The 15938-nt window shown below is 39.7% G+C and carries 14 protein-coding genes and 1 tRNA gene; 2 read left to right on the top strand and 13 right to left on the bottom strand.

Translation table 11 applies throughout. The features are described from left to right. On the bottom strand, positions 1–1325 hold a 1325-nt coding region (locus tag SAY88_RS23275), incomplete at its 3' end, for a hypothetical protein (RefSeq protein ID WP_332634718.1). 286 nt (positions 1326–1611) lie between these two features. Between SAY88_RS23275 and SAY88_RS23270 the strand changes: the two genes are divergently transcribed. Beyond that, positions 1612–1806, top strand: a complete 195-nt coding sequence (locus tag SAY88_RS23270; RefSeq protein ID WP_332634717.1) for a hypothetical protein — start codon at positions 1612–1614, stop codon at positions 1804–1806. Positions 1807–2188: 382 nt separating this feature from the next. Here SAY88_RS23270 and SAY88_RS23265 read toward each other — a convergent pair whose 3' ends face one another. The 8 genes from SAY88_RS23265 to SAY88_RS23230 form a co-directional block, all read right to left on the bottom strand. Continuing rightward, positions 2189–3235 carry an aldose epimerase family protein gene (locus tag SAY88_RS23265; protein ID WP_332634715.1) on the bottom strand — a complete coding sequence of 349 codons (1047 nt, stop codon included), beginning with the start codon at positions 3233–3235 and terminating at the stop codon, positions 2189–2191. A gap of 86 nt (positions 3236–3321) precedes the next feature. Then, a complete protein-coding gene (locus tag SAY88_RS23260) occupies positions 3322–4545 on the bottom strand; it encodes an ROK family transcriptional regulator (protein WP_332634713.1) in 1224 nt (407 codons plus the stop codon). Between the two features lie 141 nt (positions 4546–4686). After that, on the bottom strand, positions 4687–5712 hold the full coding sequence (locus tag SAY88_RS23255) for a family 43 glycosylhydrolase (protein WP_332634711.1): 1026 nt from the start codon (positions 5710–5712) through the stop codon (positions 4687–4689). 105 nt (positions 5713–5817) lie between these two features. Beyond that, positions 5818–7572, bottom strand: a complete 1755-nt coding sequence (locus SAY88_RS23250; protein ID WP_332634710.1) for a glycoside hydrolase family 2 protein — start codon at positions 7570–7572, stop codon at positions 5818–5820. A gap of 11 nt (positions 7573–7583) precedes the next feature. Beyond that, positions 7584–8417, bottom strand: coding sequence for a carbohydrate ABC transporter permease (locus SAY88_RS23245; RefSeq protein ID WP_332634708.1), 834 nt, complete (start codon positions 8415–8417; stop codon positions 7584–7586). Beyond that, positions 8387–9343, bottom strand: coding sequence for a carbohydrate ABC transporter permease (locus SAY88_RS23240; protein ID WP_332634707.1), 957 nt, complete (start codon positions 9341–9343; stop codon positions 8387–8389). The genes SAY88_RS23245 and SAY88_RS23240 overlap by 31 nt, the downstream gene beginning before the upstream one ends. A 73-nt stretch (positions 9344–9416) precedes the next feature. Continuing rightward, on the bottom strand, positions 9417–10679 hold the full coding sequence (locus SAY88_RS23235) for an ABC transporter substrate-binding protein (RefSeq protein ID WP_332634705.1): 1263 nt from the start codon (positions 10677–10679) through the stop codon (positions 9417–9419). 320 nt (positions 10680–10999) lie between these two features. After that, the gene (locus tag SAY88_RS23230) at positions 11000–11989 is read right to left on the bottom strand and encodes a peptidoglycan recognition protein family protein (protein ID WP_332634704.1); all 990 of its coding nucleotides are present in this window, start codon (positions 11987–11989) and stop codon (positions 11000–11002) included. A 287-nt stretch (positions 11990–12276) separates the two neighbouring features. Here SAY88_RS23230 and SAY88_RS23225 point away from each other — a divergent pair, with 287 nt between their 5' ends. Next, the gene (locus SAY88_RS23225; protein ID WP_332634703.1) at positions 12277–12456 is read left to right on the top strand and encodes a small acid-soluble spore protein H; all 180 of its coding nucleotides are present in this window, start codon (positions 12277–12279) and stop codon (positions 12454–12456) included. A gap of 164 nt (positions 12457–12620) precedes the next feature. Here the strand turns inward: SAY88_RS23225 and SAY88_RS23220 are convergent, their stop codons facing one another. From SAY88_RS23220 to SAY88_RS23205, 4 genes are all read right to left on the bottom strand, one after another. Then, positions 12621–13343, bottom strand: coding sequence for an amino acid ABC transporter ATP-binding protein (locus tag SAY88_RS23220; protein WP_332634701.1), 723 nt, complete (start codon positions 13341–13343; stop codon positions 12621–12623). Next, the gene (locus SAY88_RS23215; protein ID WP_332634699.1) at positions 13340–13975 is read right to left on the bottom strand and encodes an amino acid ABC transporter permease; all 636 of its coding nucleotides are present in this window, start codon (positions 13973–13975) and stop codon (positions 13340–13342) included. The genes SAY88_RS23220 and SAY88_RS23215 overlap by 4 nt, the downstream gene beginning before the upstream one ends. A gap of 88 nt (positions 13976–14063) precedes the next feature. Beyond that, positions 14064–14927 carry a transporter substrate-binding domain-containing protein gene (locus SAY88_RS23210; protein WP_332634697.1) on the bottom strand — a complete coding sequence of 288 codons (864 nt, stop codon included), beginning with the start codon at positions 14925–14927 and terminating at the stop codon, positions 14064–14066. A gap of 853 nt (positions 14928–15780) precedes the next feature. Next, positions 15781–15857: transfer RNA gene (locus tag SAY88_RS23205), tRNA-Arg, on the bottom strand. Positions 15858–15938 lie beyond the last annotated feature (81 nt).

Here is a 15938-nt window from a genome sequence, read left to right as displayed (position 1 = left end):
AGTGCCTCTTCATCGATTACTGGCTCTACCTCTTCGATTCCTTCTTCTACTTCTAGCGCCTCTTCATCGATTACTGGCTCTACCTCTTCGATTCCTTCTTCTACTTCTAGTGCCTCTTCATCGATTACTGGCTCTACCTCTTCGATTCCTTCTTCTACTTCTAGCGCCTCTTCATCGATTACTGGGGCTTCCTCTTCGATCCCTTCTTCTACTTCTAGCGCCTCTTCATCGATTACTGGGGCTTCCTCTTCGATTCCTTCTTCTACTTCTGGTGTCACTGTATCTAGTTCTATGCTTTGAAGGTGGTTCTCGATGTATTGACCCTTATATTGAATTAATTGATCGTAATGATTAAAAATAGTTTGATAGTTTTCGTAGATAATATTTTCAACATCATGTTTTATTAGGCCGTCATCAATGTTATCAATAACCTCTTCCTCTATTACCTCAACATCCGTTCCTTCTTCGATAACATCTTCATCAACAGACTTATCCTCATCTACAACGTCTACTTCTTCAACTGTATCCTCCTCGATTCCGTCTTCTTCTACAACATCTGCTTCTTCAGTCATTTCCTCTTCGATTCCGTCTTCTTCTACGACATCTGCTTCTTCAATTACTTCTTCCTCGGCTCCGTCTTCTTCCACTACGTTTGTTTCTTCAGTTGCTTCTTCTTCGGCTCCGTCTTCTTCCACTACGTTTGTTTCTTCAGTTGCTTCTTCTTCGGCTCCGTCTTCTTCCGCTACGTCTGTTTCTTCAGTTGCTTCTTCTTCGGCTCCGTCTTCTTCCACTACGTCTGTTTCTTCAGTTGCTTCTTCTTCGGCTCCGTCTTCTTCCACTACGTCTGTTTCTTCAGCTTCTTCTTCTTCTGTTCCGTCTTCTTCTACTACGTCTGTTTCTTCAGCTTCTTCTTCTTCTTCTTCTGTTCCGTCTTCTTCTACGACATCTGCTTCTTCAATTTCGTCTTCCTCATCAGCCGATTCATCTATGCTGTCATCTTCATCAATTACATCTTCTATATCATCATCACTATTGTCATCTAAGCCATCTTCCGAATGCTCGTTAAGCAAATCCTCTAATACTTCATCATTACCTTTTGCAACCTCTCGCATGATCTTCCCTTTTTCAGGCGATCCAGGAATGCTTTTGGCTACTTCTGAAACGATTTCGCCATGGTTTTTTTCGTTATTTCCTAATTCCGATGCGGAAACAGGTGCGCCCGCAGCAGCAAATGCACTTGCCACCATCGCTGTAGATAACACGAAAGGTACTACTTTTTTAGAGTTTTTTCTCCTATTCAATTGCATATCTTTCTTTTTCACCATGTTTCTTCCTCCCTTAATGCGTAAGATTGTTTTTAAGGTGGGCTACCTATTACGTTACAAATGTTCATTCTGTGTTGTCGAAACGAATAAGTCGCTCCCTCCTTTTGTCATTTTTTGCAGTATCTTTTACTGCTTGTCCTACACTTTACAGAAGAAATGTAACTAATCTATGAACTTAAGTAGATAGAATTTAGACCTTTTTATGAACTCTCGACACATTTTTTAAGAATACATATCCATAAATAGGGGAAACTTCCTATATTCAATATCAAAAGGAGAGATTTATATGAAAACATGGGCCGTGCAATTGGGCGAAGAGATTATAAAAGAATACAACATCCCTTTTAAAGGAATTATTGTTGAGTCAGAAGAAAAGCCTACCGGCAGTCAGATTAACCAGTATTTAAAAGAGCAACATTTTCCCGAAAAAGAGGATGTATTCTACGATTTGATCACAGACATTACGGAGATCAATTTATAACCAAGGTGCCTCACCTCAATGAGGATAGGCACCTCCCATTGATGCTATCCAACTTACACAGTTTACTGTCCAAACTGGATCGGATTCTGTCCAAAAAGTACGAATTTTTCTGTCCCGAACCCCCACAACGTGTAAAAAGGAGGGCACCAAAAAAGGTGAAAACCGACCTTTTTCAGTGACTAAATTAAGTAGCAATGGCGCCGCACGTTGCGCGCCTTCTATGAGAAAACCACTCATAGAAGGCTTTTAAAATATTGCAACGGCTCTGCACATTGCTTCGAGGGCACTAAAAAAGGTGAAAACCGACCTTTTTCAGTGCCCTCTGTAAAAAGCCTGCTATCACCAAAGTAATAGCAGGCTTCCATCATTATCAGCATACCTTTTACTCCACACCAAACGCATACCGCGTTCGAGTCTCATACCGCTCTCCTGCCCGAAGTACTGGCGAAGGAAAATGTGGCTGATTAATTGAATCCGGTGCTCCTTGCGTTTCCAAGCATAGTCCTAAATACTTTCGTGCTTGAACACCTTTCACTTCATAATTATCCTCAATCTGAGTGCCTGTATACAAAACAACACAAGGCTCATCCGTCTCAATAACTAGCACACGACCACTCTTCTCATCTTTCAACTTAATCTCTTGATCATTGTTGGCATTCAGCATAAACGGATGATCATAGCCTCTTCCGGCCAAGACATTTTGCTTATATTCTGACACAGCACCATCTCTAATTTTTCTTCCATTTCTAAAGTCAAACGGCATATCATCGACGCGGAGCTTTTCACCCGTTGGCATAAGATCCGGTTTTAGCTCTAGAAACTCACTACTATTAATTGTAAGTGTATGGTCTAGAATATCTTCTTTCAGGTCGCCACTTAAATTAAAATACGTATGATTCGTTAAGTTCACAATCGTTGTTTGATCACTTGTTGCTAAATAATCTACAAGAAGCTCATTCTCCTCTGTCAGCGTATATGTGACACTCACATCAAGGTTTCCAGGATACCCTTCTTCCCCATCCTTACTTAAGTAGCTGAATCTCACACCCACTCGATCTTCAGCTTCGAATGTCTCAGCCTCCCAAATCACATGACTAAATCCTTCCTTCCCTCCATGTAAATGGTTTTCCCCGTCATTTTTCAGCAAACGGTAGCTCTTTCCTTCTAATTCAAACTCTGCACCACTTATTCTTCCTGCAAAACGACCAACAATTGTTCCAAAATAAGGAGAGTAACGCTCATAGTCTTCAACATTATCAAAGCCGAGCACAACATCTTCTACTTTTCCTTCGCGGTCTGGCGTTAAAAGTCTTGTGATAATTCCTCCATAGTTTAGACACGTCATCTCCATTCCTTTGCTGTTACGGAGAATAAAGGATGTGACCTCTTTCCCATTTAACATACCAAAAAACTCTTTCATCACTCTCATAAAAAAAAACTCCTCTCAAATTAATTAATTTAATTTATTATCAACTTAAAAAAAGGCGACCTGCTCCCACAAGCCGCTTTATCATACTAATTTACCCCGCCAGGCATAAAGACTTTGTTTATAATCAATGCAACCGCGCCTAAGACCATCCCCTTTTTACCAAGCTTCGAACAAACCACTTTGATGTCTTCAGATGAGTTCGTTAAGATATATTGATTCACCATTTGCTGCAGCGAATCAATGACAAGATTATCTTCCCCTTCAAATATTTGACCTTCTAATATAATTCTAGATGGTTTAAGAATATTGATCATGTTCGCCGTAGCTATTCCAAGCGACTTACCCGTATCTTCTAAAATCGTACTCGCTAGCTGATCGCCCTCTTTGGCTGCTTTAAACACCAACTCCGTTGATAAAATAGACTTATCACCGTTCGTCCAGTCCGCCAAGACCGTCTCCCGGCCTGACTCGATTGCCTCTTGCGTGCGCTCTAAAATAGACGTTTCTGAAGCACACGCTTCCAAACATCCTCTGTTCCCGCAGCGGCAAACTGGTCCGTTAACATCTACAATCGTATGACCAATTTCTCCTGCTGTATTAAATGAACTTCGATACACTTCATTATTAATAAAAATACCCGAACCGACCCCACGGCCGACACTTAAACAGAGAAAGTCAGAAACGCCTTGTCCTTGGCCAAACCAGTTTTCAGCAATGACCAAAGCACGGACATCATTCTCTACCATAACGGGAATGTTAAACTCACTTTCTAGTTCATCCTTTAATGGTACATCTCGAAGCTGCAGGTGAGGTGAGAAGATCGCCACTCCCTTATCCGGATTCACAAGCCCATGCATTGCCACCCCTAACCCAAGAATGTATTTCTTATCTACCTCATGTTCTGTTAGTACATAATGGATGCTTTCTTTGACCATGGCCAAAAACTCATTCTTTGTCGGTAAAGTTGTTATTTTTTGAACGTAATCAAATGTGATTTTTCCATCGAGCGTAGCAATGACGACCCGAATCACTTCCGCTGCCGCATAGACTCCAACCACAAAATAAGCAGATGAATTAATGCTAAGCATGATCGGTCTTCTTCCACCGACGTTTGATTTACTGGCCTCTTGTTCAATAATGAGATTTTTTTCTACAAGCTCATTCACTAGCCCTCCAACGGTTGGCGGTGTTAATTTAGTAATTTTGGCAATTTCCGCTCTCGAAATTGGACCTTTTAAACGTATTAAATTTAAAATTGTTGATTGATTAAGTGACTTCATCCCTTCGAAACTACCTGTTTTATAAACCATATCCATCCGCCTTCAATTTAGATTCACATTTGAACTATTTCTTCCGACTCTTTATTTAAATTGTTTAATTAACTTAAGTATCATATATTACAAAAGGTTGGTCAATAAGTTAGCCTGCTTAAACAACAACTTTCTACCAACTTAATCGTTAAAAACAGGTGCCTTCTGAGGCTCACTGCTTGGGATTGAGCCTTTAATTGTCGGCCAACCATCTTCCCAAATAATCGGATCAATCATTAACGGTCGCCTTGTTGCCCCGAGTGGCAAATAAGGTTTGTCACGTTCAATCGCATGGTACACAATCCAATCTGTTCCTTCATCATCAGTAATGATGGCGTTGTGCCCTGGACCAACAAACACTGACTCGCTATCTTCCTCTGACTCACCTTTTAAAATAAGTGTTCCTTCCGAATCAAGGAGATCGTTTCCATCCTTATCGAGATAAGGTCCTTCAATTGATTCAGCTCTGCCGACAGCGACTCTATATTTACTATTTAACCCTTCACAACATGAACCAAGCGAGGCAAAAAAGTAAAAATACCCATCTCGCTCAATAATATAAGGGGCTTCAAAGGCATTCCCGGCTACTCTAAACTTTTCCCCTGTGACTTCAAGGCCATCCTCACTTAGCTCAACCCCATAGATACCATGGAAACTGCCCCAAAATAGATAGTTCTTCCCGTCATACTCATAGAACATTGGGTCAATCGAGTTACGAACATCGATTTCTGAGCTTGTAAATAAATTCCCAAGATCCTCAAACGGTCCTTCTGGGTTCTCAGAAATTGCAATCCCGATTCCAGGGTCTGGGTCCCCCCACGTTGAAACAGCATAATATAAATAATACTTATCATTTCGGTGAACAATATCAGGCGCCCATAAAAAGCCCTGGTCCTTCCACTCTGGCTTCTCTTCTAATGCTTCTCCGACATACTCCCACTCAACTAAATCCTTTGATCTTATGATCGGAATCAGCGGTTGACCTCTTTCATCTCCAAAATGATCCTCTGTCCCATACACATAAAAGTATCCATCGTGCGCATAAACAATCGAAGGATCGGCAATAACCGGTTCAAATACTGGATTTTGATATGTTTTTGCTTCTTCAGATTGGCAGCCTGTCATGAGTAAACCTCCAAGTACAAATAATAAAAACCACTTTTTCATTATAGTACTCCTTTCCTCTGTTATAAAGAAACGCCTTGTAGATAGTACGAAAAAGGACGTTTTTCCCTTTTTCGTACTATCATTTCACAAGGCGCTTGATTGTCATTATTTTTGATCATTAATCTCTTTGATTTTAGCTAAGTCGCACTTCGGTTCGCGGTTGTAAGTTAAAAGCCCATTAATTTCTTGTTCAACGTCCGTTAATTGCGTATAGCAAAATCCTTGTAAAATATCAGAATGATAGATTGCCTCGGTGACTTTACGGTATTCCTCAATCAGGTCTTCACTTGATTTAACCGATGAATAACCCCAGCCATCTTGCTCATCCACTTGATAGGCAATTCCACCATACTCTGTAATAAGAATTGGCTCGCCGCGATATTCATACCCTTCTGCGTAGATGACTCGGTTTGCCGGTTCTGTATTGATCGCACGTTCAACTGTTTCATATGACTTTTTAATATGCTCTGCAGAGTTATAGTTATGGATTCCGCAAATATCAGAGATTGTGTGCTCCCATCCTTCATTTGAAAGAACAGGACGTGTCGTATCAATTGATTTTGTTAAATAGTACATCGATGTTGCATGATCTTGCTGTTGTTTTTCATAAGCAACACGCGAGATTCCCCAACTTTCATTTAAAGGCACCCATACGATTAAACTTGGATGGTTATAGTCACGTTTGACAACATCGACCCACTCTGTCACCATTCGGCGGACAGCTTCTTCACTATACTCCGAGCAGTTCGCCATCTCGCCCCAAACTAAAAACCCTAGTTTATCAGCCCAGTATAAATAACGAGGATCTTCAACTTTTTGGTGTTTTCTCGCACCATTAAAGCCCATTTCCTTCGATACTAAGATGTCACCCTTTAGATCATCATCTGTTGGAGCTGTTAATAACGCACCTGGGAAGTACCCTTGATCAAGTACTAGCTTTTGGAAGTAAGGCTTGTTGTTAAGCTTGAACTTTCCATTTTCAATCGAGACCTTTCTCATTCCAAAATACGTATCAACGGAGTCTAGCACTTCACCTTCACTTACTAGCTTAATATTGACGTCAAATAAATTCGGATTTTCCGGCGTCCAATACCAGCCATCATCATGAACATTGCTTCGATCCGTAAAGCGATTGCGCAAATTATAGCTTCGTTTAATATATGATTCTAGTACTTTTGATTCTTCTTCTACGAGAACTTGATCACCAAAAGAGATCGTTGTCTTAATCGTCAATGACGTATCTTTTGGTACATCGTATTCGACAATAATATCTCCTCGATCAATATCCGGTGTAAAGCGTACGCCTTCAATTTTTTTCTCAGAAACTGGCTCAAGCCAAACCGGCTGCCAGATTCCTGTTGTTCTTGTATAAAAAATCGATGCAGATTGCTCATGCCAATATTGCTTCCCTCTTGGGATCGTCACATCTTCTGACGGGTCTTCCACTCGTACAACAATTTCATTTTCACGATCTCTGTTATAGTGTGGTGTGATATTTGCTGAGAACGGTGTATTTCCCCCTTCATGGAACGTCACAAGCTCCCCGTTAATATAAACCCAAGATTTATAGTCAACTGCTCCAAAGTGCAGAATCAACTCTTGATCTAACCAATCTTCACTTACTGTAAAGGTTCTGCGATACCAAACTACATCATGAAAGCTATGATCATTAATCCCGCTTTTCTCAGTTTGATAAGCAAAAGGAACAACGATTTTCATTGATTGTGGAAATTCTTTATACCATTTCTCTTTTAAGCCACGGTTCTTGTCGTCAAAAGCAAAATCCCACTCACCATTTAGATTTAGCCATTCCTTACGCACGAACTGAGGACGTGGATATTCGTTTCGAATTGTACTCATGTTATCTCTCCTTACTTAATACCAGATTGTGTAACACCTTTAATGAAGTAGCGCTGTCCAATGATAAACACGATCACTGCTGGAATTGTTGCAATTGACGTTAACGCCATTAATTTTCCGTATGATGAAACGAAGCTTCCTTGCTGCATAACCGCGATCCCTGTAGCGATCGTTCTCATTTCTGGAGAACTTGTCGCAACGAGCGGCCATAAGAAATCGTTGTAAATCATCATGAAAGAGAAAATTGACAACGTCCATAAAATCGGTTTAGCCGAAGGAACGACAATACGGATAAAAATTTGCCATTTGTTCGCTCCGTCCAATTTCGCTGCTTCTTCAAGCTCTTTCGGGAATGTCTTAAAAAATTGATAAAGCAAGAACACTCCAAACGCATTAGCTGTATATGGCAAAATCAAAGCCGCATACGTATTTAATAGACCTAGATTGCTAAATTGCATGTACATTGGTAGAAACGTGATCACAAACGGAATCATTAACGTACTAACAAATAACGGGAAAAGGTACTTTTTAAAAGGAACATCTAACCGCGCCAATCCATAAGCTGCCATCGCATCGATCGAAACGATGATCATCGTTCCAACAAGACCAGCGAAAATTGAGTTAAACATCCATCTTACGACTGGAACGTTCAAGCCTTCGCCTAATAACGTATATGTGTAATTTTCAATCGTAAAGTTTTGTGGTATCCAATTTAACCCACCTGTTAATGCTTCTGTATCTGTTTTAAAAGAAGTGGAAAGCATCCAGAATAATGGCATTAAGAAGAGGATCGCGACCACTACAGCTATACTAACTAGAAGGATTGATTTTTTCTTTTTGCCCATACTCCCACTCCTTTCTTGTTTTTCCTTTTAAACTTGCCTTCTTCACTTGCTCGATTGATTCTAAATTGAATCACTGATATGGCAATCATTATGAGTGCCATTAAGATCGCCATAGCCGAAGCAGAACCTAACTGACGTTGAGAAAAGGCTTCATCAACAATACTCATAAGTAAAACCTCTGTTTGATTCCCAGGACCACCCCTTGTCATTAAGTACGGCTGACCATACACATTAAATGACGCAATCGTTGATGTAATGAAAACAAACAACATGACAGGTCGAATGGTTGGCAATGTGATATGAATCAATTTCTTCCATGAGCTAGCACCATCAATCGATGCTGATTCGTATAATTCTTCAGGAACTTCATTTAATGCGTTTATAAACAGAATCATATTAAATCCAATTGTCCACCAAAGCGTAGCAACGACAATCGAAATCCATGCATAAGGAATTCTTGTCAGCCACGGGATCGGATCAAGACCTAATACACTCAAATATTCGTTAATCAGACCAGAGTTTGTATCAAGCAGCCATAGCCAGACTATCGCGATAACCGACACAGACACAACATATGGTATAAAGTAAACCGTTCTGAAAAACCCTTGTACTTTTTTCGGTAAGTTTGTCACTAAAAGCGCTAATAACAATCCAATGACAACTAATAATGGAACAGAAAAGATAACAAACTTAAATGTATTAAATAACCCATTAAAGAAAACAGAGTTAAGATGAGTCCCAGGATCAAAAATAGCAATATAGTTTTGTAATCCTACGAAAGGTCGATCTTTCGAAAGCAAATCCCAACTATGAAAACTAATATATATTCCATAAATGATTGGAATTAAGAGAAAGCATACAAACATCACAAAATAAGGCAAAACAAATAAGAACGAGGTAAATTGTGACCATTTTGAGTTTTTCATCCAATCCCCCTCCTTTTCCATTAATTATCCATATTTTTTAAAAGGAAAGAGCAGGGTGACCCTGCTCCCATGTTTAGTTAAGTCGTTGCTGAGCTCGATTTGTTGCTTCTTCTAGAGCTTCTCTCGGCTCTTTTTGCCCAAGTAGCACTTCGTTAACCGCTTCCATTAGAGGATCTGATAATTGGCCCCAGTTACGAACTCGCGGTGAGAAATGCGTGTAATCAAACTGCTTTGCCACCTCAGGCTGTTGTTTCATTTCTTGGAACTCATCACTTTCATATACTGCTTTTGATACTGGAGCTTGACCAGATTCAGCCCAAGCCATACCATTTTCAGCTGTAAAACTTAAAAATTGCTTAATCGCTTCGTGCTTTTCTTCCCCTACTACTTCTGGAACAACAAAGTTATGTGAGTTTCCAAATACAGCTTGCTGCTCTGTACCTAGCATCGGAACCGGTGCTACACCAAAGTTCATACCTGCATCTTCCCATTGCTGTAACATCCATGGGCCGTTCATGTGCATGGCGTTTTTCCCTTGTAAGAATAGAGTAACTTCTCCATCTTGTTGAACATCAGAAGGTGATACACCATACTCCGTAATTAAAGAACGTTGGAACTCTAATGCTTCTACTACTTCTTCTGAATCATAAAGCACTTGACCATCATCAATTAACTTACCACCATTTTGATAGACGATTGTCGGCATAATAAATTGTTGCGGCCATAAAGTTGGTACAACATAACCATATTGGCCATTGCCATCCGTTAACTTTTGTGCAAACTCTACGAACTCTTCACGATTTGTTGGTGGCACATCAGGATCTAGACCTGCCGCTTCAAATAGATCTTTGTTCCAATAGAACATTAACGGGTGAATATCCAACGGAATTCCGTATAGCTCTCCATCAACCATCGCACCTTCTACTGCATTCTCGTTATAATCTTCTAGATTAACTGTTTCACCAGTAATTTCATCTAAGTTTTTCAAAAGGTCATTTTCCACATAAGTAAGAAGTTGATCAGCATGCATAACCATTAAATCAGGTACATTACGATTGTCGTTTAACGTCAAATCAATTGTCGTATAATACTCAGACTGAGGAACCACTTGATAGTCTACAGAGAATTCATCTTGAGACTCGTTAAACGCATTGACAATCTCCTGCATTTTTGGACCATCCGGACCAGAGAAAGGAACCCATAACGTGATTTGCTCTCCTCCTGCAGCACTTTCTGTATCGTCACCAGCTGTGCCCGATCCCTCATCATTTCCACAAGCAACTAACCCTACTAATAAAAGAATGATTAATAACTTTCCACTTAAAAACCTTTTCATTACTATTCCCCCTTTATTTGAAGAACCAAATCAAATTAGTTAATTAATTTAATTTATAATCATAATATACCTATATGCAAACGCTGTCAACTGTTTTTTAGGCTTGTATATACAGTATTTATTCCTGATATAGCGTGTAATTAGGTCTATAATGCAAATTAATTAAATTAATTAAATATCAAAACCACTTCTATTATTATAAGTATTTTATTGTATCTAGCTTTAAAAATAAGTGCATTTTACTCGGAAGATTTGAAGAGATTTTTTATTTACTGTCCAAATTAAAAGGACACTCTAATGAATGTCCTTTTCTCCTAACCTTAATTCAAAATTGCTCTAATCTCTTGTATTTTACGTGACACTAAAGGATAAAAATTGTTCTTTGCACTTTCTGTCGTATTCCCGCCGAAGAATCCCGTACCAGGGCATGTTTTAACAGAAACTCCTTCACTTCGATCCAACACTCTCTCCCCTGTGTTCATATCCCACCAACGATGATACGTGATGCTGTCAACAGAAGGAGTTAACCCAAACTTCATACAGAGCAATGCCGTAAGATAGATAATCGTTTCTCTGTGTTCAGCAGTCATTTGATCATTACCTAAGTCAAAATTCCCAACATGTTCGATATTTAATCCAATAGAATTTGCTTTTGGACCAATCGAGCCATCTGGAGCGCTGTTAAATGGTCTAGATACTGCTATTTTTCCGTCTGGGAATGTAGTAATGTTTTGGGCGATGTTTTCCCAGCCCATTTCTTTCGTATGATAATACTCCATCCCCTTAAGCAACGAAAAGTGATTGTTCCCATTAAAATGGCCATAAGCCGGTGACCATGTGTGGTGTTGTTGAATGAGGCTTATGTTCCTCGTGAATTCATGGTTAAATAACCAGTCTTTAAATTCCTCTCTCGTCATAAGTACATACTGACCATCCATCGATAATTTCTTAGGAGGAATCTTTAACTTTTGCCCTATGTATAATACATCCGATGTTAATCCATTCGTTTCTTTTATTGCTTGAACTGTAGAATTATATGCTCTTGAAAGCTTCCATAATGTATCCCCAGCAACCACTTCATACCTCATTGGAACAAACAATCTCTGGCCAACTAATAATAAGTCAGATTGCAGTCCATTTGTTAGTTTTACCTCTCGGACAGACGTGTCATACTTGTTTGCGATCTTCCAAAGTGTATCCCCTGCTCTTACATCATACAAATTGCTATGGTTTTCTGCAGCTGTGGAAACAGGAGAAATGCTCATAAAGAGTACGGTAATGATACTAAATATAAGAACGAGCCTTTTCATTTTTTACACCCTTTCTTTTTAAGCTTTTATTAGCTTGTAAAACTGCCATTAAACTATTCGAAATACTAATTGTTAAAATTTAGTGTAACTTCTTTTAATGGCTCCTTTCTGTCCGAAACTACACCATATTCTGTCCAAAACCCTCAATATACTGTCCAACCGACATATCCGCTCCTCATACCAGCATCAGCACAAAAAAAGAAGAAATCATTTCCACAAATTCCGTATATCTTCCGAGCAGAAGACAAATAGTATAAATGTAAAAATCCAAAGGAGGTGCAGCCATTATGGACGCACAGCGCGCACAAGAAATCTGCTCATCATCAGAAATGAAAAACGTGATGTATAACGGTCAAGCTGTTTACATTGAGCATGTAGACCAAGGCAGCGGACAAGCTACAGTTCATCCACTAGATAATCCAAGCAGCAAACAAAGTGTTTCGGTAAATGAGTTAACTGAGCAATAAGCTCCCCAAAACAAATTAACCTCTCATCCAAGTGATGAGAGGTTAATTTGGCTTATGCAGCTATCGAAGAGGTCTGAAAATGTATCTCTTGTGTACTTTTTAATTTCTTAGTCAATACAAAAAGCTCTGCAGACATTAGTCCACAGAGCTTTTCTCCTATTCACCTACAACACCTTCGACAAAAACGCTTGCGTTCGTTCATGCTGCGGATTCCCAAACAAATCTTCAGGTTTCCCTTCTTCGACAATATACCCGCCGTCCATAAAGATGACCCGGTCCGCTACTTCTCTAGCAAACCCCATCTCATGGGTTACGATCATCATCGTCATTCCTTCTTTAGCAAGATCCTTCATAACCGCTAACACATCTCCGACCATTTCCGGATCTAATGCCGAGGTTGGCTCGTCAAACAGCATAATGTTCGGCTCCATTGCGAGCGCTCTCGCAATCGCTGCACGCTGCTTCTGTCCACCAGATAAATTATCTGGGTATACATCTGCTTTATCTGATAAACCAACCTTCTCAAGCAATTCTTTCCCAAGCTGATCCACTTCTGCCTTCGCTTTTCCTTTTAGACGTTTCGGAGCAACCGTCACATTCTCCAACACGGTCATATGCGGAAAGAGGTTAAACTGCTGAAACACCATTCCGAGCCTTTGACGCATTTTGTTAATGTTGTTTTTCGGATCAGTGATATCTGTTCCTTCAATGTATATCGATCCGCCCGTCGGCTCTTCTAATCGATTAATGCAACGCAAAAACGTACTTTTTCCAGAACCTGATGGACCAATAACACAGACGACTTCACGTTCCTTTACTTCGGCATTAATATCTTTTAATACTTCTAAATCCCCAAAAGACTTACGTAAATTCTCTATTTTTATCATGCGACATCAAATCTCCTTTCAAGCCAGCGAGAAAATAACGTCAGTGCGTAAATTAAAACAAAATACAAAATACCGACTAACGCTAAAATTTCAAATGCCCGGAAGTTCATCGCATAAATCGACTGACCAGACATCGTCAATTCTGCAATCCCGATAACAGAAAGAAGCGACGTGTCTTTAATACTCACAATAAACTGATTCACAAAGGCCGGGATCATCCGACGGACAGCCTGAGGCAAAATGATTAGTCGCATCGTTTCCCCATATGAAAAACCAAGCGTTCTCCCAGCCTCCATTTGTCCTTTGTCAATCGAGTTGATCCCCGCACGGAAAATCTCAACTAAGTAAGCCCCGGCATTAATACTGATCGCAATAATCCCGGCCGTTAACGCCGACATCGTAATTCCTGTCCCTGCCGGCAAACCAAAATAAATAAACAAAATCTGTACCAAAATTGGTGTTCCTCTAATGATGTCCACATAGATCGTTGCAATAGTTTTAAGCAGCTTGTTTCTTGAAATGCTGCATAACCCTAAAACTAATCCAATTACGAGTGCAATTAAAAGAGAAATAACGGTAATGACAACAGTCCACCACAACCCTTTTAATAGAACCGGTAAGGCATCGATCATGATCTCTAACGTTCCGATTGTTCAACACCCTCTCTTTGTGAAAAAAGGTGAGACCATAAAAGTCGCACCTCACCCTTTCTCTTATCTCTTACTCTGCAAAATAGCTATCGTATATTTCATCATACGTGCCGTTTTCCATAATTTCTGCTAGGCCCTCATCCATTAACTCAAGCAAACCATCTGCTCCTTTAGAAACCGCAATTCCGTAATCTTCCCCAGTTAAACGGTCACCTACAATACGAACGTCAGAATCGTCACCATCTAGAGCAATTTTGTACGCTACACTTGGATAGTCATTAATCATCGCATCAGCGTTTCCAGAAACAATTTCCATGTACATCGTTGCATCTTCTTGAAGGACCGTTACATCACCGTCATATTCTTCCGCAAACTCTCTCGCTTTCTCAAGGCCTGATGTTCCTTGTTTTGCAACAAGCTGCGCTCCCTCTAAACCTTCAACGCTTTCAATCTCACTATCTATCGCAACGACAAGTGATAGACCAGATTCAAAATATGGTTGTGTAAAATCAACAACCTCCGCACGATCTTCACGAATGGTAATTGCTGATACCGCCGCATCTACTTGATTCGCTTGTAACGCTGGAATAATTCCATCAAATCGCATAATCTCCCAGCTTACTTCTAACCCTTGCAGATCAGCAATCGCCTCAATAATATCAATATCAAATCCTGTTAAATCCCCATCAACAATATATTCAAATGGCGGGTAGTCTTGTACGACAGCCACTTTAATCTCTTCTTTCTCTGCTGGTTCCGTTGCTTCTTGTTCCGTTGTTTCCTCCTCAGCTTCACTTCCTGCTTGCTCTTCACCTTGTGTTTCTTCAGCTGTCCCACAAGCTGTCAGCATCAGTAACAATGCCGTCGTGAACAACGCCATTAAAGTACTTTTCATTGTCACATTTTTTCTCTTTAGACCGTGTGTTCCTTTCATCTTGCTTCCCCTTTTTAGTTCAACCTTCGAAATTTTAGGCAGACTATGTAATCTTTAGACTTTTCTAACTTTATACATAATTTCTATTCAAGGCAAATTGTGTAAATTATGAAAATACGGACTATTCAAGGACTGAATAGGATAAGAGTATGTCATGTTGATGACCTTTTGTTTTCCTCCCAAATAACTGGATATGCTCTTGAATGCTCTTTTTCGAGGGTGTGAAGGGTAATGTAAAAAAGCTGAGCCCCAAAACAAGGAGCTCAGCTTCAAATTTACTACTTATTTATTAAAAAACACCTTAAAAGTAAGAGCCATCATCGTTAAAAATCCAGGGTTTCTAAGTGCTGTACTTGTCATCATTATTACCTCCTGTTTGTTCATCTCTTTAACTTGAGTTCATCATACCAAGCATTAAAAGAGCTGTAAGCAAACTTGTCAGATAATGTCCCAGTAAATATATATTTAGAATATATCTATTGGAAATTTTACACTTAGAACCCTTCTAGATCACACTCCTTCTGTAACGGCAGCTTCTCCCTTGCCACAACTCCGAAATGTCAGAACACCAGACGTAATCATTTAGAGTAAATGTCGATTATTCGAAAATGTCTAATTTTCTAATCTCTCAATATATTGCCGTTTATCAGTAAAAAGATGAACACCATTGTTGTATTAAATAAACAGCACATTCGAATCATTGAAATTTTCAAGGATATAAGGAATTTGGTAGTTAACGTTTTTTTTGCCATACAGAAAAAAGGTAGGGATAAAATTCTTATCCCCATCCTTTTTAAAATATTTTGCAATATGTAATAAAGTATAAACTGTTAAATTAAACTTCTGCTATATATGGCGCACCCTAGAGGATTCGAACCTCTGACCGACGGCTTAGAAGGCCGTTGCTCTATCCAGCTGAGCTAAGGGCACAAAAAATGGTGCGGGTGAAGGGAGTCGAACCCCCACGTCATAAGACACTAGATCCTAAGTCTAGCGCGTCTGCCAATTCCG

The sequence above is a fragment of the Halalkalibacter flavus genome, from assembly GCF_036663575.1.
Classification (GTDB): Bacteria; Bacillota; Bacilli; order Bacillales; family Bacillaceae_D; genus Halalkalibacter; species Halalkalibacter flavus.
The sequence above is the reverse complement of the archived record's forward strand: the minus strand, read 5'-3'. Positions and strand labels throughout refer to the sequence as shown.